The organism is Hydrogenobacter sp. T-2 (assembly GCF_033971325.1).
Classification (GTDB): domain Bacteria; phylum Aquificota; class Aquificia; order Aquificales; family Aquificaceae; genus Pampinifervens; species Pampinifervens diazotrophicum.
Genome location: NZ_CP117180.1, coordinates 327,983 through 347,670, shown reverse-complemented (window position 1 = coordinate 347,670; position 19,688 = coordinate 327,983). Strand labels below are relative to the sequence as shown.

General features: G+C 43.3%; 24 protein-coding genes, 2 tRNA genes and 1 pseudogene. 12 read left to right on the top strand and 15 right to left on the bottom strand.

Going from position 1 to position 19,688, the window contains the following annotated elements; all coding sequences use genetic code 11:
- Positions 1–26: 26 nt before the first annotated feature.
- Positions 27–257: a hypothetical protein gene (locus IAE16_RS02085; protein ID WP_323701059.1), complete on the bottom strand. Its 231-nt coding sequence runs from the start codon at positions 255–257 to the stop codon at positions 27–29.
- A 131-nt stretch (positions 258–388) separates the two neighbouring features.
- Between IAE16_RS02085 and IAE16_RS02080 the strand changes: the two genes are divergently transcribed.
- From IAE16_RS02080 to IAE16_RS02070, 3 genes are all read left to right on the top strand, one after another.
- Positions 389–478, top strand: a tRNA-Ser gene (locus IAE16_RS02080).
- 16 nt (positions 479–494) lie between these two features.
- On the top strand, positions 495–1,622 hold the full coding sequence (gene carA, locus IAE16_RS02075) for a glutamine-hydrolyzing carbamoyl-phosphate synthase small subunit (RefSeq protein ID WP_323701058.1): 1,128 nt from the start codon (positions 495–497) through the stop codon (positions 1,620–1,622).
- Positions 1,603–3,264 carry a peptidoglycan D,D-transpeptidase FtsI family protein gene (locus tag IAE16_RS02070; RefSeq protein ID WP_323701057.1) on the top strand — a complete coding sequence of 554 codons (1,662 nt, stop codon included), beginning with the start codon at positions 1,603–1,605 and terminating at the stop codon, positions 3,262–3,264. Before carA ends, IAE16_RS02070 begins: the two co-directional genes overlap by 20 nt.
- On the opposite strand, the gene bioD is transcribed toward IAE16_RS02070, so the two are convergent.
- A complete protein-coding gene (gene bioD, locus IAE16_RS02065; protein WP_323701056.1) occupies positions 3,238–3,909 on the bottom strand; it encodes a dethiobiotin synthase in 672 nt (223 codons plus the stop codon). The two genes, IAE16_RS02070 and bioD, sit on opposite strands and share 27 nt — an antisense overlap.
- On the opposite strand from bioD, the gene IAE16_RS02060 reads away from it, so the two are divergent.
- Positions 3,908–4,639, top strand: coding sequence for an SDR family NAD(P)-dependent oxidoreductase (locus tag IAE16_RS02060; RefSeq protein WP_323701055.1), 732 nt, complete (start codon positions 3,908–3,910; stop codon positions 4,637–4,639). The two genes, bioD and IAE16_RS02060, sit on opposite strands and share 2 nt — an antisense overlap.
- The gene (locus IAE16_RS02055; RefSeq protein ID WP_323701054.1) at positions 4,626–5,225 is read left to right on the top strand and encodes a 7-cyano-7-deazaguanine synthase; all 600 of its coding nucleotides are present in this window, start codon (positions 4,626–4,628) and stop codon (positions 5,223–5,225) included. Before IAE16_RS02060 ends, IAE16_RS02055 begins: the two co-directional genes overlap by 14 nt.
- On the opposite strand, the gene IAE16_RS02050 is transcribed toward IAE16_RS02055, so the two are convergent.
- The 3 genes from IAE16_RS02050 to IAE16_RS02040 are packed head-to-tail and all read right to left on the bottom strand — an operon-like array spanning position 5,206 to position 6,253.
- Positions 5,206–5,619, bottom strand: a complete 414-nt coding sequence (locus tag IAE16_RS02050; RefSeq protein WP_323701053.1) for a secondary thiamine-phosphate synthase enzyme YjbQ — start codon at positions 5,617–5,619, stop codon at positions 5,206–5,208. The genes IAE16_RS02055 and IAE16_RS02050 overlap by 20 nt on opposite strands.
- Positions 5,616–5,840 (bottom strand): HP1242/YdcH family protein, encoded by a 225-nt coding sequence (locus IAE16_RS02045; RefSeq protein WP_323701052.1) that lies wholly within the window; start codon positions 5,838–5,840, stop codon positions 5,616–5,618. The genes IAE16_RS02050 and IAE16_RS02045 overlap by 4 nt, the downstream gene beginning before the upstream one ends.
- Positions 5,837–6,253 carry a hypothetical protein gene (locus IAE16_RS02040; protein WP_323701051.1) on the bottom strand — a complete coding sequence of 139 codons (417 nt, stop codon included), beginning with the start codon at positions 6,251–6,253 and terminating at the stop codon, positions 5,837–5,839. Before IAE16_RS02040 ends, IAE16_RS02045 begins: the two co-directional genes overlap by 4 nt.
- A 37-nt stretch (positions 6,254–6,290) precedes the next feature.
- On the opposite strand from IAE16_RS02040, the gene IAE16_RS02035 reads away from it, so the two are divergent.
- From IAE16_RS02035 to IAE16_RS02020, 4 genes are read left to right on the top strand one after another with little or no spacing between them, the layout of a single operon-like run.
- On the top strand, positions 6,291–6,581 hold the full coding sequence (locus IAE16_RS02035) for an ArsR/SmtB family transcription factor (protein ID WP_323701049.1): 291 nt from the start codon (positions 6,291–6,293) through the stop codon (positions 6,579–6,581).
- Between the two features lies 1 nt (position 6,582).
- Positions 6,583–6,903, top strand: a complete 321-nt coding sequence (gene trxA, locus IAE16_RS02030) for a thioredoxin (protein WP_323701047.1) — start codon at positions 6,583–6,585, stop codon at positions 6,901–6,903.
- On the top strand, positions 6,903–7,844 hold the full coding sequence (gene trxB / locus IAE16_RS02025) for a thioredoxin-disulfide reductase (protein WP_323701653.1): 942 nt from the start codon (positions 6,903–6,905) through the stop codon (positions 7,842–7,844). The genes trxA and trxB overlap by 1 nt, the downstream gene beginning before the upstream one ends.
- A gap of 15 nt (positions 7,845–7,859) precedes the next feature.
- The gene (locus IAE16_RS02020; RefSeq protein ID WP_323701045.1) at positions 7,860–8,942 is read left to right on the top strand and encodes a flagellar brake protein; all 1,083 of its coding nucleotides are present in this window, start codon (positions 7,860–7,862) and stop codon (positions 8,940–8,942) included.
- Here IAE16_RS02020 and rpsU read toward each other — a convergent pair.
- From rpsU to efp, 7 genes are read right to left on the bottom strand one after another with little or no spacing between them, the layout of a single operon-like run.
- The gene (gene rpsU / locus IAE16_RS02015) at positions 8,911–9,093 is read right to left on the bottom strand and encodes a 30S ribosomal protein S21 (protein WP_343203647.1); all 183 of its coding nucleotides are present in this window, start codon (positions 9,091–9,093) and stop codon (positions 8,911–8,913) included. The two genes, IAE16_RS02020 and rpsU, sit on opposite strands and share 32 nt — an antisense overlap.
- Before the next feature lie 32 nt (positions 9,094–9,125).
- The gene (gene lon / locus IAE16_RS02010) at positions 9,126–11,492 is read right to left on the bottom strand and encodes an endopeptidase La (protein ID WP_323701043.1); all 2,367 of its coding nucleotides are present in this window, start codon (positions 11,490–11,492) and stop codon (positions 9,126–9,128) included.
- 9 nt (positions 11,493–11,501) lie between these two features.
- Positions 11,502–12,875, bottom strand: a complete 1,374-nt coding sequence (gene ftsY / locus IAE16_RS02005) for a signal recognition particle-docking protein FtsY (RefSeq protein ID WP_323701042.1) — start codon at positions 12,873–12,875, stop codon at positions 11,502–11,504.
- Positions 12,876–12,896: 21 nt separating this feature from the next.
- Positions 12,897–13,676: a tryptophan synthase subunit alpha gene (gene trpA / locus IAE16_RS02000; RefSeq protein WP_323701041.1), complete on the bottom strand. Its 780-nt coding sequence runs from the start codon at positions 13,674–13,676 to the stop codon at positions 12,897–12,899.
- Positions 13,666–14,070, bottom strand: coding sequence for an OsmC family protein (locus IAE16_RS01995; RefSeq protein WP_323701040.1), 405 nt, complete (start codon positions 14,068–14,070; stop codon positions 13,666–13,668). The genes trpA and IAE16_RS01995 overlap by 11 nt, the downstream gene beginning before the upstream one ends.
- A gap of 1 nt (position 14,071) precedes the next feature.
- The gene (gene accB, locus IAE16_RS01990) at positions 14,072–14,512 is read right to left on the bottom strand and encodes an acetyl-CoA carboxylase biotin carboxyl carrier protein (protein WP_323701039.1); all 441 of its coding nucleotides are present in this window, start codon (positions 14,510–14,512) and stop codon (positions 14,072–14,074) included.
- Entirely contained in the window at positions 14,512–15,087 is a 576-nt protein-coding gene (gene efp / locus IAE16_RS01985; RefSeq protein ID WP_323701038.1) for an elongation factor P, read from the bottom strand. The genes accB and efp overlap by 1 nt, the downstream gene beginning before the upstream one ends.
- A gap of 45 nt (positions 15,088–15,132) precedes the next feature.
- Between efp and IAE16_RS01980 the strand changes: the two genes are divergently transcribed.
- Positions 15,133–16,515: a TldD/PmbA family protein gene (locus IAE16_RS01980; RefSeq protein WP_323701037.1), complete on the top strand. Its 1,383-nt coding sequence runs from the start codon at positions 15,133–15,135 to the stop codon at positions 16,513–16,515.
- Positions 16,516–16,950: a DNA methyltransferase gene (locus tag IAE16_RS01975; protein WP_323701036.1), complete on the top strand. Its 435-nt coding sequence runs from the start codon at positions 16,516–16,518 to the stop codon at positions 16,948–16,950.
- A gap of 183 nt (positions 16,951–17,133) precedes the next feature.
- On the opposite strand, the pseudogene IAE16_RS01970 reads toward IAE16_RS01975, so the two are convergent.
- The 3 genes and pseudogenes from IAE16_RS01970 to thiE form a co-directional block, all read right to left on the bottom strand.
- Positions 17,134–18,021 (bottom strand): annotated as a pseudogene (locus IAE16_RS01970) (IS5 family transposase).
- A gap of 85 nt (positions 18,022–18,106) precedes the next feature.
- Positions 18,107–19,015: a tRNA (adenosine(37)-N6)-dimethylallyltransferase MiaA gene (miaA, locus tag IAE16_RS01965; RefSeq protein ID WP_323701035.1), complete on the bottom strand. Its 909-nt coding sequence runs from the start codon at positions 19,013–19,015 to the stop codon at positions 18,107–18,109.
- Positions 18,984–19,577, bottom strand: a complete 594-nt coding sequence (gene thiE / locus IAE16_RS01960) for a thiamine phosphate synthase (protein ID WP_323701034.1) — start codon at positions 19,575–19,577, stop codon at positions 18,984–18,986. Before thiE ends, miaA begins: the two co-directional genes overlap by 32 nt.
- Before the next feature lie 21 nt (positions 19,578–19,598).
- Between thiE and IAE16_RS01955 the strand changes: the two genes are divergently transcribed.
- A tRNA-Leu gene (locus IAE16_RS01955) sits at positions 19,599–19,682 on the top strand.
- Positions 19,683–19,688 lie beyond the last annotated feature (6 nt).

Here is a 19,688-nt window from a genome sequence, read left to right as displayed (position 1 = left end):
AAAACCTCAGTATTAACTAAGTCAAGTTAGCTACCACCTTTTTGAGGAACTTCAAGAAACTTATACAAAAGCTGTCTTATCTCCCTTATCTCCTCCTCTATCCTATCAAGACGCTTGTTGATATCCACCTTTAAGTCATCCATCCTCTTGTTAGTGTCTTCTATTCTTTTGTTAAGAAGCCCAGCTACCAGTCCAAGAACCACAGCATGCGCGGTTATTACGCTCACGATTATAGTCAATGCTGTCTGCCATTCCATAAGGGTTTAATATAAACTTTTGCGTGTCCTTAGGCAAGAAACCAGAAGCGATGATTTGCTATTTTGGAAAATTGAGTATAACGCTTTTGGCTTGCAAGAGCCATATTTTATGTTTATACTATTTTCTTGCAGGAGAGGTGGCCGAGAGGCCGAAGGCGGCTCCCTGCTAAGGAGTTGTAGGGTTAACAGCCCTACCGCGGGTTCGAATCCCGCCCTCTCCGTGTTAACATATAAAGTATGAAAACAGCCATATTAGCCTTAGAAGATGGAAGCTACTTTGTAGGATACTCCTTTGGTGCAGAGGGAGAAACCGCAGGAGAGGTAGTTTTTAACACCTCTATGACAGGCTATCAAGAAATTCTCACAGACCCATCCTACAAGGGTCAGATAGTGGTTATGACCTACACTCAGATAGGCAACTATGGTGTAAATAATGAGGATGTGGAGTCTTCTAAAATTCAAGTAAACGGACTTGTTATAAAGGAACTATTTCCTGTATACAGCAATTGGAGAGCGGTAAAGAGTTTACATGAATATCTTGCGGAAAACCATGTAGTGGGTATATGGGGTATAGATACAAGAGCCTTGGTAAAAAGGATAAGGGAAAAGGGCGCACTCAAAGGAGTCATATCCACCGTTGAACAAGATCCTATAAGGCTTGTGCAAAGGGCAAGGACACTTCCTGACATATCAGAATTGAACTTAGTTGAAAAGGTAGCCACTAAGGAAGTCTACTTCTGGAAAGAGGGGGACTGGGACCTTAGAAAGGGGTATATCCATAAGGAAAATCACAAACCTTTAATAATGGTTGTGGACTATGGAGTAAAGAGAAACATACTGCGTAGGCTAACTCAAGAGGGTGCAAAGGTTGTTGTAGTTCCACCTTACCATGTGGAGAGAAATATTGAAGAAATAAAGCCAGATGCTCTTTTCCTTTCCAATGGACCCGGAGACCCACAAAGGGTAGTAGAAGGTATAAGGCTTGTGAGGAAATACATGGAAAAGCTACCTATAATGGGTATATGCTTGGGACATCAAATAATAGGTCTTGCTTTGGGAGGGAAGACATACAAGCTAAAGTTTGGACATCACGGAGGAAACCATCCAGTAAAGGACCTAAGAGACGGGCATATAGAGATAACCGCACAAAACCACAACTTTGCGGTAGACTCAGAAAGTCTAAGGGAAGTGGAGATAACCCATATAAACCTTCTTGATGAAACCCTTGAAGGCTTTAGGCATAAACATCTCCCCGTTTTTTGTGTTCAGTATCATCCAGAAGCATCACCAGGACCACATGACTCCAAGGGCATATTCAAAGAGTTCGTTGACCTTGCAATGAGCTATGCACAATCTCAAAGGTAGTAACGCAAAAATTCTTTTAATATCCTTTCTATTATTTTTAGGGTTTTCCATAATAACCGTAAGGATCGCTTATATACAACTAATAGGAAAGGAAAGTTATGTAGACAAGGTGGTAGAAAAGTTTCCAAAGGCTTCTATAGTGAGACTATCTACTTCCAGAGGTTCTATAAAAGACCGAAGAGGGAACGACCTTGCCATAAGCATTCCTACTATTTCTCTTTTTGCCTCACCTCATCTTGTGCAAAACAAGGAGGAACTCGTCAGAAGGCTTTCTGCCTTACCGGGGGTCAGGGAAAAGGAGCTCATAGAAAGGCTTAACTCAGATAGAAGGTTTGTATGGCTTGTAAGACACATGGATAAGGTTTATATGCCCTACTTAAGGGCGGTTATAAGGGACACAGGCAATGATAGAGCGGTTGGTCTGCAGGAGGAATATAAAAGATTTTATCCTCATGGCACTCTTGCCAGTAACCTTGTAGGCTTTGTAGGTATAGATGGAGAGGGGCTTGAGGGGCTTGAATACGCACTTAACAAGGATTTGAAGGGTAAGGAGATAAAAGGAGTTTTTTACTTAGGGAGGTTGGCGGTAAACCCCCTATCTGAAGATTTTACCTCTAAGGATGTTCAGCTTACCATAGACCTTGGAGTGCAAACCATATTAGAGGATATAAGGGACAAAATCGTCAAACAGTGGAATCCTGACAGGGTGGGTATACTGCTTATGGATGCCAAGACCGGTGACATACTGGGTATGGCAAACTATCCTACCTTTGATCCCAATCAGTATCAGAAATCTTCACCTTCCCAGAGGAGGAACTTTGTAGTCACGGATCTCTTTGAACCGGGCTCTGTGATGAAGCCCTTTTTTATCGGACAAGCTCTTCAGAAGGGCTATATAAAGCCTGGTATATGGATAGACACGGAAGGTGGTAGAACAGAAGTTTTTGGTAGATACGTCAAGGATGTGAAACCTTCAAGGAAGCTTACCCTTGAGCAAGTGTTAATAAAGTCCTCTAATGTGGGAACTATAAAAGTTGCCCGATTCCTTTCAAAGAAGGATGTAGAGGAGCTTATGCAAAAAATACACCTGACAGATAGATTTAATATTCTTCCAGGAGAGGCAAAGCCTAAGTTGCCTAACTTTAATTATCCTGCGAACATTCTCTATTCGAGCATAGGTCAAGGTATGGCTTCAAACCTTCTGAACCTGTGTGTGAGCTTTAATGCCTTGGCTACAAACAGGATAGTAAAGCCAAGAATATTGCTTGATGATGAACCTGAGGTTTTAAGAGAAAACATATTCTCACCACAGGTTTTTCAATGGCTACAGAAAAACCTTACAAAGGTAGTTGAAGAAGGAACAGCTCAAAGGGCTAAATCGGACTACTTTAGCATTGCAGGCAAAACTGGCACTTCCCAAAAGTTTGATTTTAAGACAGGAAGATACTCAAGGGAAGACTTAGTTACATATTTTGTAGGATACTTTCCTGCCAGCAACCCACAGTATATAGCGGGTATAATGGTGGACAGACCAAGAGGACCCGACCCATATGGAGGCACGGTGGCCGCACCCTATTTCAAAGAGCTTGTGGAAAGAGTAGCCTTTTATTACCGATTAGAACCCGACAAGCTCAGCAAGTAAAGACCTGTATTCCGCAGGTAGCAAAAGCTCCTGTATTTTTGGAATTTTTATAACCTTTACACCCGTTAACTCCTCCACTATATTTGGGTTTGTCCTCTCGGAGATGTCCTTACCTTCAAAGCCATTCATAATTATCACAAAAGGCTCTACGCCCATAGACTTCATGTAATACCAACTTAGAAAGCTGTGGTTTATCGTCCCAAGACCTGCCCTTGCAACAAGTATGGTCTTTAATCCCCAGTCCTTTGCGAGTTTTGCATAATCGTAGCTTCTTTTTATAGGCACTGCAACACCACCTGCACCTTCTACCACAAGGAACTCATACTTTTCTAAAAGTTTTTCATAACGCTCTCTCAAGGCATCAAGGGAAAAGTCCTTTCCTTCCTCCAAAATTCCAGCATAGGGAGAGAGAGGAAGTTTGTATCTTACTGGGACTGCTTCTTCAAGGCTCTGACCTGTGAGAGAAGCTAAGAGGCTACCGTCAGCAGGAACTTCCTTGACGTCTGTTTCAACGGGCTTTAAATAGCCAACCCTTATGCCTCTCTCTTTGAGGGCGTAAACTAAGTTATAGCTAATAAAGGTTTTACCAACACCAGTATCTGTGGCAGTTATAAGAACACTCCTCACGCATATAATTATAGCCATGAAGAGAGCCATAATAACAGGTGTGAGAAGGATAGGTTATGAAATAGCTAAAAGTCTTCTTGAAAAGGGTTGGAGTGTAGGTCTTGTCTATAAGGGCTCTGAGCATGTCTACAAAGAGTTGAGAGAATCCTTTGGAGATAGAGTTTATGGAGTTAGAGCGGACTTAAGCCTTTGGCAGGAAGCGGAAGGTTCAACAAGAGAACTTGTGCAGTTGCTCGGTGGTGTTGATGCCCTTTTGCATCTCTCAAGCCCCTATGAGCCTACGCCTATTGAGAGCCTAAGAGAAGAAGACTTGGACTATCACTTTAAACCCATAGCTCAAGCCTTTGTAGTAATGTGCAAAGAGGTCTTTCCTTATATGCTTAAAAACGAAGGTAGAACAAAGGGTAGAATAATTGCTTTTGGCGATTGGGCTACAAACACTACACCCTATAGAAACTACTCGGCTTACTTTTTAGCAAAGGGTGCTTTGCACACAGCGGTAAAGGTGCTTGCCAAGGAGTTTGCACCTCATGTGCTTGTAAACGCCATAGCTCTTGGTCCTACTGTAAAACCTCCAGACTTTTCTGAAGAAAAGTGGCAAGAGTATGTAAACAAAACACCTCTTAAGAGAACTGTATCTATAAAAGATGTAGTTAAACTTACAGAACTCCTTCTCGAAGTGGAAAGCATGACAGGAGAAATTATTATGTTAGACAGCGGGAGGCATATATCAGGTGAATGTTCATAAGGTAGTGGTGCTCTTTAGTGGAGGTGTGGAAAGCACATGCATGCTATACATGTATTTAAAAAAGGGTTGGCTCGTTTATCCTGTTTATGTAAAGGCAGGATATCCTTGGGAAAGCCTTGAATTTGAAAGGGCAAAAGGTCTGTGGCTCTATACGAAGAAAAAATACAAAAACCTAATGCCACTAAGAGTTTTAACCACGTTAAATCCAGAAAGGGTAAAGGATAGAAAGCATGATAAGAACCTTTTTATTCCTCTCAGAAACATAAACCTTGTTGCTATGGCGGGAAACTATGCATTGCTAAAAGGAATAAAATGCGTAGCCATAGGCAGTTTGGGCATATATCCCTTTCCTGACAACAACGCGGACTATATGAAACGCTTGCAATCTCTTATAAACGTAGAACTTTTAACGCCCTTTATGGGAATGGAAAAACACGAAGTAATAAGAGGATTTTCAGAAGGTGTGCCTCTTGATAAGACCCTTTCTTGCATTAGACCAAAGAAATCTATGGGTAAGATAATCCCCTGTGGAGTATGTGAAAAATGCAAGGAAAGACAAGAGGCACTTAAACACCTATTACTTTGACTATCGTCCTTTTGTTCCTTTGTCCGTCAAACTCCGCATAGAATATCTCCTGCCAAGGTCCAAGGTCAAGTTTTCCGTTGGTAATTGGCAAAACTACCTGGAGGTGAGTTAAAAGGTTTTTAAGATGAGCGTCAGCGTTGTCCTCACCTGTCTTGTGATGTTTGTAGTCCTTCTTATAGGGTGCGAGGTTTTCTAACCATTTCCATATATCCTCGTGAAGCCCCTCTTCGTCATCTTGAATTATCACAGAAGCGGTAAGGTGCATGGAAGATACGAGACAAAGACCTTCTCTTATGCCGGACTCTTCCACTATCTTTTTTACTTGGTCTGTTATCCTTATAAGCTCTCTTCTGTTTTTTGTGTTAAAGGTCAAATATGCGGTATAGCTTTTCATGAGTTTCCCTTAAGATAATCGTTTAGTATCTTTTCCATCATATCCTTGTGGTATAGCCTTTCCCTCTTTAGTTTTTCTATTTCCATCTCCAGTTCATGGGTCATGGGATGATGTTTTTCCAGTTTGTCCACCTGTGCATCAAGTTCATGGTGCTTTTCGTAGTGATACCTAAACTCCTTGTTTTCTTGGAGAAGTTTTTGAATAGCCTCCTCTCTGGTCATCTTATATCCTCCTCTTTTGGTCTTACTAATATTAAACCACAAAGACTAACCAGAAAGCCGGCGGACAAAACCTGAAAAGAGGCAAAGGCTATAAAGGTTAGCAAGGCAAAGGCAAAGGGAACAAGACACAGGACATAAAGCCAGAAATACCTTCTTGTGGCGGTGTAGCTCCAGTAAGGGTCCTTCGTGGTATCCACAGGGAATACCTTCCTTTTTATAAAGATTGCGGGAAGGACGGAAACTATTCCAGTTGCTACCACAAAAAAGGTAAAGAAGTTCACTAAGTTTTTGTGGAGGGGAAGCCTAAAGTAAAAGTATAGGGGGATGCAGGCAAGGTATAAGATAACCAAGGAAGCCACAAAGGCGTAGTGAAGCTGTCTTGACCTTTTTCTATAAATGTATACCTTTTCCATATTCCTATGATAGAATATAAGCATACGAGGTGAAAATATGCAAGTGGAGATGCTAAGCGAAGAAAAGTTAGAGGAGTGGGCAGAGTTTTTAAAGGCATTGGCTCATCCCATCAGACTAAGGATAGTGGCAGTGCTTATTGAAGGCAAGCAGTGTGTGAAAAACCTTAGCGACCTTCTACATACCTCACAGCCTAATGTTTCTCAACACTTGAGTATACTCAGGAGCAGAGGCATAGTAGGATGTAAAAGGGATGGGTCTATAGTGTGCTATTACATCAAAGATGAAAGGGTGGTAAAAATCTACGAAATACTTAGCAAGGAGGTGTAATATGGCGGTAATAGTTCTCACAGAAAGCAACTGGCAAGCGGAGGTTATCACTTCTGACAAGCCTGTGGTGGTGGACTTCTGGGCTCCTTGGTGCGGACCCTGTAGGATAATAGCTCCTATAGTAGAGGAGCTGGCGATGGAAATGGGAGATAAGGTAAAGTTTGGCAAGTTAAACACTGACGAAAATCCCAACATAGCCATGAGGTATGGCATAAGGGCAATACCAACAATAATGCTCTTTAAGAACGGTGAAGTGGTGGACACACGCATTGGAGTCCAACCAAAAGAAGCTCTCAGACAGATGATTAGCAGCCACTTGTGATGGTGGAGCTTTCTGAGGATATATTCTATGATTGTGTTATAGTAGGTGGTGGTCCTGCGGGTTTGACCGCAGGGCTTTACTGTGCAAGGGCAAAGCTTAACACTCTTCTTTTTGAAAAGGGAACACTTGGTGGGCAGATAGCCATCACAGACTTAGTGGAAAACTACCCGGGCTTTCCAGAGGGTATAAGTGGCAAGGAGCTTACAAAAAAGTTTAGAGAGCAAGCGGAAAGGTTTGGTCTGCGGATACTCAAAAAAGAGGTCATAAAAATAGATAAGATTGGGAAGGAAATAGTTCTTCATTTGAGAACGGGCGAGCTTATTAGAAGCAAGACTGTTATACTTGCCGTAGGCTCAAATCCAAGAAGGCTTGGAGTCCCGGGAGAAGAGGAGTTTTTAAACAGAGGTGTTTCTTACTGTGCTACCTGTGATGGTGCTCTCTTTGAGGGAGTTCCTATAGCAGTAATTGGAGGTGGAGACTCAGCCACACAGGAGAGCCTTTTTCTAACAAGGTTTGCCAGCAAGGTTTACCTCGTTCACAGAAGAGACCAACTCAGGGCTCAAAAGCATCTCCAGGAGAAGGTTTTTTCAAACCCAAAGATAACCTTTGTACCAAACAAGGTGGTAGAAGAGATAAAAGGTGGCGATTTTGTGGAAAAGCTACTCCTGAGAGACGCAAAGGACAACAGCTTCTCTGAACTCCCAGTAGATGGCGTATTTATTTTCATAGGTCTTGAGCCCAACACAGGTTTCCTTAAAGGAACTATAGACCTTGACGATAAGGATTATATAATAACCGACCAAAGGATGAGGACCTCTATGGAAGGAGTTTTTGCCGCGGGTGACTGCAGAAGCGGAGCAACGGGTCAGGTAGCTGTAGCTGTTGGAGAAGGTTGTATATCCGCCATAGAGGCGGAAAGGTATATAGAAGAAAATTTTTAAAGGAAAGGTTTAGACATGAACTATCAGGGAGGGTTTGAAACCTTTAGGGAAGCGACTAAGTATATGTTTAGGTCTCCGAGCCCTTCTGATGTGCTTTTTGTGGTTTTACTTTTTTCTCTCGCAGTAGGGTTTCTCATTATCCTTCCATATCTTTGGTCAAGATACAGGGCTAAGATAGACCTCAAAAAGGACTTTTTTAATACAGGGAGGTCTTTAGGACTTGAAAAGGAAGAGATTGAGCTTCTCTGGAGATGTGCAGACATAACAAAAGAGCCTCTCAAAATATTGCAGACCAAGGCAGTGTTTGAAAAGTGTATCTCAAGACTTGTAAAGGAAGATGCATCAAAGATAGAAATGGCAACCCAAATAAGAAAAAAGCTAAGGTTTGACAGCCTTCCTTGGTTTTTACCTCTAAGTAACACAAAGGACATAGAACTTTATCAGACAGGATTCATAACTTATGAAAACAACGCCTACGGTTCTGCTGTATGGGAAAAGAATGAGCTTGAACTGCACATTGCCATACTCGATACGCCTCTTAGACCTATACAGTCCGGGGAAAAGGTTAAGTTTTCCTTTCTTAGAGAAGGTGACGGCAGGTATTATTTTCAAGGCGATGTGCTAAGAACTTACAGAGATGGGACAAAGCTAATTATAGTGCTACCTCATACAGACCAGCTGTCAAAAATCCAGTTAAGAGAAAGTCTTCGTTGGAAGGTGAAAATACCTGCAAAGGCATATATATACAAAGATGCCAATGCACTCTCACTTGAGGAGCCAGAGGACTTTATAGAAGGCACCATAGAAGATTTGAGTATTCAGGGTATAAAACTTTGCTTCTCGGGTTTTTTAGAGGCAAGGGTAGAGCAGAAAGTTTACCTTTACTTTGATCTCAAGTCCCATCCTATAAGGGCTTTGGGAACTGTAAGGAATGTAAGGAGTGGCACAAGCAAAACATGCCTTGGCATAAAGTTTGAAAATCTTAGCAAGGCGGATGAAGACTATATAAGAAAGTTTATAATAGAAGAACAGAGAGAGCTACTAAGAGCCTACAAAATGGGCGAACTTAAAGAAGACTTCTCTTCTTCAGAGCCTTGATTATTCTCTTCCTCGCCTGTCTTTCCTTTCTCTTCTTCTTCTCGCTGGGTTTTTCGTAGAACTGTCTTCTCTTTACCTCTGTAAGTATGCCTTCTTTTTCTACTATCCTCTTAAACCTTTTAAAGGCCTTCTCAAAAGGCTCGTTTTCCATAATCTCCACTATTGCCAAACCTTTTCACCTCCTTAGGTTTTGCCAAATATTATACCAAAAACCTCGTCAAGATGGTCTACAAAATGCAAATTCATCTTCTCCCTTACATACTCTGGCAAGTCCTCCATCACCTCATCCTTATTCTTTGAGGGAAGTATAACCTCGTATATGCCAGCCCTCTTTGCCGCCAATATTTTCTCCTTTAGACCCCCTATTGGTAGGACTCTTCCTCTTAGGGTAATCTCTCCAGTCATAGCTATATCCGTTCTTACTTGTTTTCCTGTAAAGAGAGAAAGCAAGGCTACCGCAAGGGTTATACCCGCAGAGGGACCATCCTTGGGCACTGCACCCTCAGGAACATGCACATGCACGTCATAGTTTGAAAAGACCTCTGGATCTATGCTATAGTCCTCCGCCTTTGACTTTATATAGGAGAGTGCAGCCTGTGCGGATTCTTTCATAACATCTCCCAGAGAGCCGGTGAGTATAAGACCTCCTTTGCCTTTAAACTTCGTTGCTTCAATAATCATTATCTCACCCCCTACCTCTGTCCAGGCAAGCCCCACCGCTATACCCACCATAGGTTTTTCTTCGGAGATGGTGTGCCTTTTAGCCACACCAAGAAATCCCTTTATATCCTGAGCCTTTACCTCAAAGGGCAGTTTTTCACCCCTTAACTTCCTGAGGGCTAATTTCCTAAGTATGGAGCTGAGCTGTCGCTGTAGGTTTCTCACTCCAGACTCCCTTGTGTATCCCCTTATAACCTCAAGCAAGGCATCAGCGCTAAAGTGCACCTCTGTTTCCCTAAAGCCATGCTCTGGAAGTAGCTTTGGCAATAGATGGTTCTTGGCTATAAAGACCTTTTCCTCTTCTGAGTAGCCTGAGAGATGTATAAGTTCCATTCTGTCTAAAAGAGGTCTTGGTATGGTATCCACACGGTTTGCGGTGCATATAAAAAAGACCTCAGAGAGGTCAAAAGGAAGCCCTATGTATAGGTCTACGAAGTTTTTGTTCTGCTCTGGGTCAAGCACCTCAAGAAGTGCAGCCGCAGGGTCACCCTGAAAGGAAAGGGAGAGCTTATCTACCTCATCAAGGACTATAAGAGGATTCTTTGTCCCTCCTTGCTTTATTGCCTGTATTATTCTGCCGGGCATGGCACCCACGTAGGTTCTTCTGTGACCTCTTATCTCTGCCTCATCCCTTATACCACCCAGGGCTATTCGGATAAATTTTCTGCCAAGGGACTCTGCTATAGACCTTCCCAGCGAAGTTTTCCCAACCCCAGGTGGACCCACAAAGCAAAGTATCTGCACCGCATGGCTTTTGCCCTTTGTGAGCTTCTTGACCGCAAGATATTCTATTATCCTATCTTTTACCTTCTCAAGGTTGTAGTGGTCTCTGTCAAGGATTTCCCGTGCCTTGTCAAGGTCATAGCGATCCCTTGTGCTTTTATCCCAAGGCAGGTCAAGCACCCACTCAAGCCAAGTCCTAAGGACTCCAGCCTCTGCGGACTCGGGATGTAGCTTTTCAAGCCTTCTTATCTGCTTTTCTATTTCCTCCTTTGATTCTTTTGGAATCCTTAGCTTGCTAAGTTTCTTTTTATATTCCTCTATCTCCGCCCTACGCTCATCACCCTCACCGAGCTCTTCCAAGATCGCCTTAAGTTGTTGCCTCAAGAAGTATTCCCTTTGCTCCTTCTCTATCTTCTCTCTGGCTACGCCTCTTATTTTGCTTTGGACTTCCAAAAGACCTATCTCGCTCTGGAGATACTGATAGACAAGCTTTAACCTCTCCACAGGGTCAAGGGTCTCTAACACCTGCTGTGCTTCTGACGCCTTTATGTCTAATATGGAAGCAGTTAAGTCCGCAAGCCTTCCAGGCTCTTCAATCTCTCTTATAAGCATAAGCAAGTCTGGTATTATCTGTTTGCCAAGAGACACAGCGGTATCAAGCTGTTCCTTTACAGACCTTATGTATGCCTTGACTTCGCTTGAGAGGGTTTCTGGGTCTGGCTCAACTTCTTCTATAGGTTGGACTTTTGCCACATAGTAGTCTCCAGATTGTTTGTATTCTACAAGCCTTGCTCTTTTTATGCCTTGCACCAGTATCTTTAGCCTGTTTTCCTCTATGGGTGCGGAACGGACTATATGGGCTATAGTGCCAATTGTGTAGAGGTCTTCCATCTTAGGATTTTCTGTGCTTTTATCCTTTTGCAAAACCAAAAATATGAGCCTGTCTCTTTTTAGTGCCTCCTCTATAGCTCTTATGGAGAAGCTCCTACCCACAAAAAGAGGCACCACCATAGTGGGAAAAACCACAAGGTCCCTCAAAGGCATCACAGGAACTTCAAAAACCTCCTTAGGGACCTCTGGAACCTTTATGAGCTCCTCTGGAAACATGCCTACCTCCTAAGAGATTAACTCTTCTATAAAGGCATCCGCCACGAAGGGCTGTAGGTCTTCTATGCCTTCGCCTACACCTATGAGCTTTACTGGAATGCCAAGCTCCCTACATATGGGCACTATTGCACCACCTTTGGCAGAGCCATCAAGCTTTGTGAGAATTAGTCCACTTACCTCAACCGCCTCTTTGAAAACCTTTGCCTGTTGTATGGAGTTTTGACCGATGGTTGCATCCAACACGAGCAGAGTTTCTGTAGGCTCTTGCGGTAAAAACCTCTTAATCACATCCCTTATCTTCCTAAGCTCTCTTATAAGAGGCTCTTTTGTGTGAAGCCTGCCAGCGGTGTCTACAAGCACAACCTGATAACCCTCCGAGGTAGCCTTTTGCAAGGCTTCGTATACTACAGAAGCGGGGTCTGCACCTTCGTGCTTTTTGAATATGTCCGCACCACTTCTCTGAGCCCACACCTCAAGCTGTTCAATAGCGGCGGACCTAAAGGTATCTCCCGCCACGAGGAGAACCCTTTTACCTTCCTTTACAAACCTGTAGGCAAGCTTTCCTATGGTAGTTGTCTTTCCTGAGCCGTTTACACCAAGAAAGAGATAGAGGGTTATCCCTTCGTGAGGCTCCTTGAGCGTGCCCTCACACTTACTTATCTGTGAAAGAAGTAGACCCTTCAAAAGTCCAGCCAGTTGGTCTGAGGTCTTGAGATTTCTCCTTATGGCTTCCTTTCTTAGCTCCTCCACCATCTGCAGAGAGACCTTAGCACCCACGTCAGCCTTAATGAGTTTTTCCTCAAGCTCTTCAAAGAGCTCCTCGTCTATCTTCCTACCTGCAAAGAGTATGCCAAACTCTACCGCTTCCTTTGTCTTTTTCAGACCCTTTTTGAGCTTTTCCAGAAAGCTCTCCCTTTGTATAAGACCTAGCTCCTCCTGTATCCTTCTTATGACCTCCTCTACCTCCTGCCTTTTAAGGGCTGGTGCAAGTTTTAGAGAACGGTTTAAGAGTTCAAGAGCCCTTTCTGGCTTTTTTGCCTCATAGAGCAAAAGACCTGCCCTTTTTAAACTCTCCCAATCTCCCAGCTTTGCATACTCTGTGGCGGACTTTTCTAACTCTCCCACCCTCTCATATATAAGAGCCTTTTCTTTGGCGGTTGCAAGCTCAGGGTCATAGTGTTCTATAAGCTGGTAAGCATAGTAGTATTTGCCCTCCTCCATGTATAGTCTGAATAACAAGCCTCTTAGCTCTGGGTTCTCCTTAAACCTTTCCAATATCTCAATAGCCTTGTCCTTTTTGCCCTTTTCTATTAGGGTCAGTATGGCGTTCTTGTCGCCCCTTTCCGCAAGCTTTTCTTCTTCTGTCTTCCTCCAGAAAAACATAGGTTTAATATTTTAACTTAACTATCCCAAGCCTTCTATAGCCTGTTTTATCGCCTTTACGCTCCTTGAAAGACCCTCAAGGTCCTTGTTTCCTGCGAGCTTGACAAAATGGCTACCCACCACAATACCATCCGAAAAGCTCGCAATCTCCCTCGCCTGCTCTGATTTTGAAATGCCAAAGCCCACCACCACCGGCTTTTTACAAACAGACCTGTAGAGGCTTAGGCTCTCTCTAAGCCTTTGTATGGGAAGCTCTTCCCTTGCACCCGTGGTGCCAGTCAAGGATACAAAGTAAACCATATGGTCTGATTTCTCGCATATGAGCTTGAGCCTTTTTTCTGTGCTTGTGGGCGATGCAAGAAAGACCACAGAAAGACCAAGTTTTTCACAAACACCTTTTAGCTCAATTCCTTCCTCTGGTGGCAGGTCAGGGACTATAAAGCCATCTATTCCACTGTCTTTTGCCCTTCTGCAGAAATTTTCCAGACCCATGCGAAATATTGGGTTATAGTAGGTCATGAGGAGAAAGGGCTTTTCTTGAAACTCCTCTCTTAGCCTCTGAGAGAGCTCAAAGACATGCTTAGAGCTTATACCCTCCCTTAAGGCTAACTCGTGAGCGGTCTGTATGGTAGGTCCATCCGCCACAGGGTCAGAAAAGGGAAAACCTATCTCCAATATGTCTGTCCCCTCTCTCAGAAGGGTTCTAAAGGCTTTCATAGAAGTCTCATAGTCTGGATAACCCACCATCATATAGGACACTAAGGCTTTTTTGCCCTTTTTCCAAAGGTTTTCAAGCCTCATTAAGCACCTCAAAGAAAACTTCTATGTTGGCAGACTCCTTTAGCATGGCATACACGCTACAGTATTTCTCTACTGAAAGCCTAATGGCTTCTTCTACCGCCTTTTCTTTTACGCCTTTACCATAAACCCTATACTTGACCTGTATTTTCTCGTATACTCTTGGATGCTCTTCTCTCCTTATGCCTACCACCTCAATCTGTATGTCTTTTACCTCTTGCCTTTTCTTTTTGAGTATGTGCGACACATCCACACCACTACAACCCGCAAGGGCAAGAAGAAGAAGCTCCATAGGCTTGTAGCCATGTTCTCCTACCAGAAGCTCACCATAAGAGGTCTTTCCTACGTATGTGTGTTCAAGTTCGGAAAGTCTTAGGCTGACCCTTTTCTCTTCCATATTAGACATTGGTATCTATTATAAAGAGAGGCTGACCGTATTCCACCGTTTCTCCGTTTTCCACCAGTATCTTTACCACTTTGCCTCTCACATCGCTCTCTATCTCGTTCATAACCTTTAGGGCTTCTATTATACAGAGCACCTGACCTGGAGACACTGTATCACCCACCTCTACAAAGGGAGGTGCACCAGGAGATGGAGACCTATAAAAGGTGCCCACAAGCGGACTTTTTATCACATGCAGGTTTTCCTGAGGGACATCCTCTGAAGGTGGTATTACCTCTTGATAGCGGACTTCTCTTGGAGCATTTTCTACCCTTTGAAGTATTTCCTTTTGGTGGGTTTCTATGAATAGCTTGAAACCTTCCGCTTCTATGGTGAGCTGTTTTATGTCGCTACCCTTTACAAGGTTTATTATCTCTTTTACAAAATCCTTATCCATTAGGCTCTCTTTACCACCTCTATGTATGCACCGGTGCGGGTGTCCACCTTTACTATGTCTCCTTCCTTTACAAAAAAGGGCACTTGCACCACCGCACCCGTTTCTAACTTGGCAGGTTTAGAACCACCCGCTGCGGTATCTCCTTTAAAGGCTGGCTCTGTTTCCACCACCGCAAGCTCCACCTGCTTTGGAAGTTCAATACCTATGGGCTGTCCCTTGTAGAAGAAGACCACCACTGTCATACCCTCTTTGAGAAACTTGGTCTCCTCTCTTATATTGTCCGCAGAAACAGGGACCATCTCATAAGTAGTTTGGCTTACAAAGTAGTAGTAGTCTCCGTCAGAGTAGGAATACTCCGCAAAGACCTGCTCAAAGTCCGCAAGCTCAATGGCATCAGAGGACTTGTAGGTAATCTCAATAACATTACCCGTTTGCATATTCTTAGCCTTTATCCTTACGAAGGCTTGACCTTTACCGGGCTTTACGTGTTCGTAGTCAAGCACCCTATGGGGCATACCATTATGCTCAATAAACATATCCCTTTGCACGCTGTTTATGTCAATTTTCACTCCCATGGTATATGATTTTAGCATATATTTTTAAACCTTTGGAGGTTCAAAATGGTCAAGGAAATGCTAAAGGAAAAATCAGGCTATCTACTTTCTAATTTACTCTCTCAGGGTGGAGAATACGGAGAGATCTTTTACGAGAGGGTGAGGCTTTGTAGAGTTCAACTTGAGGACAACAAAATAGATAAGGTTCAATGGGGTATTGATGAGGGTGTGGGTATAAGGCTTATAAAGGGTGGCAAAACCTATTACGGATACACTACAGAGCCTACCTTTGAAAATCTAATGGAGATAGTAAGGACCCTCGCAAGGGGTTCAGGACACGGAGCTATAAAGGTGGGTCAGAGATACATAAGAGGTTGGACGAAGTTGACTATAGACCCAGATGAGGTAGATATAAACTACAGAGCGAGTTTTCTCTACAGGGTAAACGAAAAGGCAAGAAGCTATGGAAACAAGGTAAAGCAAGTAACTGTGGTCCTCTTGGACCGCTCAAGGGAGATAATGGTTATAAACAGTCTTGGGGAGACCACAGAGGACATACAAAAGAGGGTGGTCTTTTTCGTGGATGTGGTCGCTCAAGAAGATGGACTTATGCAGAGGGGGTATGAGTCCACCGGCATAATGGGAGGTTTTGAGCTTTTTGAAAGGACAAGCCCGGAGGAGATAGCAAGAAAGGCAACGGAAAGGGCATTGCTTATGCTCAAGGCAAAGCCTGCACCCGCAGGTCCTTTTACAGTGGTGCTTTCAGGTCAGGCGGGAGGGACCATGATACACGAAGCGGTTGGGCATGGCTTTGAGGCAGACTTAGTTCAAAAGGGTCTGTCTATCTACAAGAACAAGATAGGTCAAAAGGTAGCAAGTGAGCTTATAACGGTAATAGATGACGCTACCCTTGAAGGCTACAATGGGTCTTTTACGGTGGACGACGAGGGTGTGCAGGCACAAAAGACAGTGCTTATACAAGAAGGCTATCTTGTAGGCTATATGTATGATAGACTAACCGCTATGAAGGAAGGCAGGCAATCCACTGGAAACGGCAGAAGACAAAGCTACGCTCACATTCCCATTGTAAGAATGACCAACACCTATATAGCACCAGGCAAGGACAACCCAGAGGATATAATAGCGGACACGAAGAAGGGTGTTTTAGTGGTAAAGATGGGTGGAGGTGAGGTTAACACGGTCACAGGAGACTTTGTCTTTGAGGTTATGGAAGGGTATATGATAGAAAATGGGAAAATAACCTATCCCATAAGGTCAGCAACTTTGATAGGCAACGGTCCAAAGGCTCTTATAGATGTGGATGCGGTAGGTCATGACTTGGGGTGGAGCATAGGAACCTGTGGAAAGGATGGACAGGGCGTGCCAGTAACGGACGCACAACCTACCTTGAGAATAAGGTCAATGGTCTTGGGTGGAACGGAGGTTTAGATGTTAAGCACGAATAACAAGATTAGGATGGTTTCTTGGGATTTTGTAGGCTATAGGGCAGGCGAGGGCAGATACGGAATTCATGACTACCCTGCTATGCTTCACTATATGCTTGTCAGAAAGCTTATAGAAAAGTTTGGCAGACACAAAAAAGTTTTGCTTGACCCATTTTGCGGTAGTGGCGTATCTCTTTGCGAGGCTATAAGGGCAGGTAAAAAAGCTATGGGTATTGACATAAACCCTTTGGCTCTACTCATAGCAAAGGTTAGGTCTTCCAACTTAGACATTCATGTTCCCACAGATACCATTATAAAAGAAGCTATGACAAGCAATCCAGAGGTGCCTAAGGTGAAAAACATGGAATATTGGTTTAAACCACAGGTAATTGAAGCCCTTGGAAAACTTAGAAGAGCTATACAAAACGGGTTTCTATGAACTTCTACTTGTTGCTTTTTCACAAACTGTAAGGTCAGCATCAAACAATAGAAAAGGAGAGTTTAAAAGATATAGGATGCAAGAGCAAAAGCTGAAAGATTTGCTCTGTCCAACAATGCAAATTTTAAACTCCCATCAAAATTCCACTTCCTGTTTATACTATATTACAATATTACATATACCTTAAGTTCCCAAATTAAGAAATAGATTTATTATACATACCTTAAACACAACCTCCTTCCTTATGTTCTCAAATTTTACATGACTTACATACTCGCCAAACCATCGCTTGAATACAGAAAAAAAGCTCTCTACAAGCTATCGCTTGCCATAACCACTCGCTTCTTTCCACACCCTCTTACTTCTCCTTATTAGCCTTATAACCTTATCCCTCGCTATATTTCCACTTATCCTCGCAGATGACCTCGGCAATATACACGCCTCTATTCCTCTCTCATGCATGTCCCTGAATATCCTGTGTGTGTCATAGCCTCCGTCCGCTATTACCTTCTCTACTCTCTTGCACTTCTCTTTAGCTTTCTGCCTTGCTGTCTCTACAAGCTCCTCTGCCTTCTGGCTATCATGTGTCTTCTCATCAGTTACTTCAACACTAACCACCTGCTTGCTATTTATGTCAAAGGCTACGTGTAGCTTTATCCATCCCTTCCTTGTCCTCCTACCATGCTTTTTTCTAAGCCACTCTCCTCTGTTTGTGACCTTTAACCCAGTTGAGTCAAGCACTATGACAAAGTCATCTTGTAGCTTTTCTATCTGTGGCAGGTCTTCAAGGTTTATCTCTTCTTTTGTTAATCTATAATGCAGTGTTCTAAAGTTGGGGATGGTAACGCCCAAGGAGGAAAAGATTTTTCTTGCCAATCCTTCTGTCTGTCTATATGGTAGTCTGAGGGAGAATTTTAGGAGCAAGAGTAGGAATATGAGTGCTTTTGGGTATGTGTATGGTCTTCCTCTTTTTGGCTTTGTGTCTGGAGTGGTCGGGCTTCCGAAAAGGGATAGGTCAATGAGCACTTCCCCTCTCTTAACCAGTTCCTTGTTATAGTCCCTGTTTCTCATTTCTTTCCTACCTTATTAAAGAGATTATATCTTAGACAAAGCAGTAAAAGAGTCAAACTTTCATGGTCTTTATGAGAATGTAGAGCTATTGCCTGTATAGTTCAATTATTTTAATAACTTCTTCTAATGCACTATAAGTGCCAAGCCTTTCCATATCCACCTCATGCCATCCCTGTTTTCTAAACCATCTTATCTGCCTTTTGGCATATTCCCTTGTGTTTTTTAGCATTTCGGAAAGGCACTCCTCAAGAAGTTTTTGTCCTTTTATGCAAGGAATAAACTCCTTGTAGCCAATAGCTTGAGGCGATGTAAGGAAGTTTTCAAAGCCCATTTGCATAAGTTTTTTAATCTCATCTATAAGACCCATCTCAAGCATTCTCTTTGCCCTCTCTTCAAGCCTCTTAGAAAGGCTTTCCCAACTCCAACGGATATAAAATCCAATAAAGTCAAACCTCGGCTTGCTCCAGCGATGAAAAGAAGAAAATGGTCTTCCCGTGTTTATGAAGACTTCAATTGCTCTAACTATTCTTCTTGTATCCCTTGGAGATATTTTCTGCGCATATTGTGGGTCAACAGCCCTGAGCCTAATGTAGAGATATTCGCTTCCCTTTTCCTTGGCTATTTCGTATAACCTTTCCCTTAGTTTCCAATCTGGTGGTGGTGTTTCCTCTATACCATAGAGCAGTGCTTGAATATACAGATAAGTCCCACCGCATACTATGGGAACTTTTCCCCCGTTTATTATTTCCCTTATAGCCCTAAGAGCATACTCTTCAAAAAGTTTAGCATCAAAAAGCCCTCCCGGCTCTATAATGTCTAACAGATAGTGTTTGACCTCTTTCATACATTCCAAGGGCTTTGCGGTGCCTACGTCCATATGTTTGTAAACGCACATGGAATCCGCACTAATTATTTCTCCTCCAATTCTTTTTGCTAAAAGACAGCATACTTCTGACTTCCCGCTACCCGTTGCTCCCCCAATTACTATCAACATGGTCAAAGAATAATCCTATACCAGCAACACCGTAAGCACCGTTTTTATAACATAGCTTTAACCTTTCCCATGTAATCCCACCGAGAGCGTATATAGGAATAGAAAGCCTTTCAGAAACCTCTTTTAGCAAACCAAGACCTACAGGCTCAGCTTCTGGATGGGACTGGGTTTTAAAGATGGGGCTAAGGGTTATAAAATCCGCACCCTCTTCTTGAGCCCAGAGAGCCTGCTCAAGGCTGTGTGAGGAGTATCCCACGAGGAGCTTTGGTGCTATCCTCTTAACCACGCTTGGTGGCAGACCTTTTTCTGGTAAGTGCACTCCGTCCGCATTCACCGCCAGTGCAATGTCTACCCTATCGTTTATAAGAAGCTTCGCATCATAGTCCTGCGTAAGCTCTCTTACCCTCTTTGCAAGCTGGTAGTATTCAAGTCCAGAAAGCTCCTTTTCCCTGAGCTGAACCATTCTTATACCCTTCTTGAGAGCCTTCTCCAACCTTTGGAACATGTCTGGGTATCTTTTGCTGTCTGTTATGGCGTAAAATCTTGGCAAATTTAAAGCCATGGTGTATAATATAACTCCTAAGCCGGAGTGGCGGAACTGGCAGACGCGCTGTCTTGAGGGGGCAGTGCCCGTGAGGGCGTGCGGGTTCGACTCCCGCCTCCGGCATTAGTA

Excerpts from the sequence above, each read along its gene's own strand:
- IAE16_RS02050 (WP_323701053.1), bottom strand. The coding sequence starts at position 5,619 with ATGAAAAGCTATACCGCATATTTGACCTTTAACACAAAAAACAGAAGA.
- IAE16_RS01975 (WP_323701036.1), top strand. The coding sequence starts at position 16,516 with ATGTTAAGCACGAATAACAAGATTAGGATGGTTTCTTGGGATTTTGTA.
- miaA (WP_323701035.1), bottom strand. The coding sequence starts at position 19,015 with ATGTTGATAGTAATTGGGGGAGCAACGGGTAGCGGGAAGTCAGAAGTA.
- trxA (WP_323701047.1), top strand. The coding sequence starts at position 6,583 with ATGGCGGTAATAGTTCTCACAGAAAGCAACTGGCAAGCGGAGGTTATC.
- thiE (WP_323701034.1), bottom strand. The coding sequence starts at position 19,577 with ATGGCTTTAAATTTGCCAAGATTTTACGCCATAACAGACAGCAAAAGA.
- IAE16_RS01980 (WP_323701037.1), top strand. The coding sequence starts at position 15,133 with ATGGTCAAGGAAATGCTAAAGGAAAAATCAGGCTATCTACTTTCTAAT.
- IAE16_RS02020 (WP_323701045.1), top strand. The coding sequence starts at position 7,860 with ATGAACTATCAGGGAGGGTTTGAAACCTTTAGGGAAGCGACTAAGTAT.
- IAE16_RS02040 (WP_323701051.1), bottom strand. The coding sequence starts at position 6,253 with ATGGAAAAGGTATACATTTATAGAAAAAGGTCAAGACAGCTTCACTAC.
- carA (WP_323701058.1), top strand. The coding sequence starts at position 495 with ATGAAAACAGCCATATTAGCCTTAGAAGATGGAAGCTACTTTGTAGGA.
- IAE16_RS02035 (WP_323701049.1), top strand. The coding sequence starts at position 6,291 with ATGCAAGTGGAGATGCTAAGCGAAGAAAAGTTAGAGGAGTGGGCAGAG.
- lon (WP_323701043.1), bottom strand. The coding sequence starts at position 11,492 with ATGTTTCCAGAGGAGCTCATAAAGGTTCCAGAGGTCCCTAAGGAGGTT.
- IAE16_RS02045 (WP_323701052.1), bottom strand. The coding sequence starts at position 5,840 with ATGACCAGAGAGGAGGCTATTCAAAAACTTCTCCAAGAAAACAAGGAG.
- IAE16_RS02085 (WP_323701059.1), bottom strand. The coding sequence starts at position 257 with ATGGAATGGCAGACAGCATTGACTATAATCGTGAGCGTAATAACCGCG.
- rpsU (WP_343203647.1), bottom strand. The coding sequence starts at position 9,093 with ATGGAAAACGAGCCTTTTGAGAAGGCCTTTAAAAGGTTTAAGAGGATA.
- accB (WP_323701039.1), bottom strand. The coding sequence starts at position 14,512 with ATGGATAAGGATTTTGTAAAAGAGATAATAAACCTTGTAAAGGGTAGC.
- IAE16_RS02060 (WP_323701055.1), top strand. The coding sequence starts at position 3,908 with ATGAAGAGAGCCATAATAACAGGTGTGAGAAGGATAGGTTATGAAATA.
- bioD (WP_323701056.1), bottom strand. The coding sequence starts at position 3,909 with ATGGCTATAATTATATGCGTGAGGAGTGTTCTTATAACTGCCACAGAT.
- trxB (WP_323701653.1), top strand. The coding sequence starts at position 6,903 with ATGGTGGAGCTTTCTGAGGATATATTCTATGATTGTGTTATAGTAGGT.
- ftsY (WP_323701042.1), bottom strand. The coding sequence starts at position 12,875 with ATGTTTTTCTGGAGGAAGACAGAAGAAGAAAAGCTTGCGGAAAGGGGC.
- IAE16_RS02070 (WP_323701057.1), top strand. The coding sequence starts at position 1,603 with ATGCACAATCTCAAAGGTAGTAACGCAAAAATTCTTTTAATATCCTTT.
- IAE16_RS01995 (WP_323701040.1), bottom strand. The coding sequence starts at position 14,070 with ATGGAAGAGAAAAGGGTCAGCCTAAGACTTTCCGAACTTGAACACACA.
- trpA (WP_323701041.1), bottom strand. The coding sequence starts at position 13,676 with ATGAGGCTTGAAAACCTTTGGAAAAAGGGCAAAAAAGCCTTAGTGTCC.
- efp (WP_323701038.1), bottom strand. The coding sequence starts at position 15,087 with ATGGGAGTGAAAATTGACATAAACAGCGTGCAAAGGGATATGTTTATT.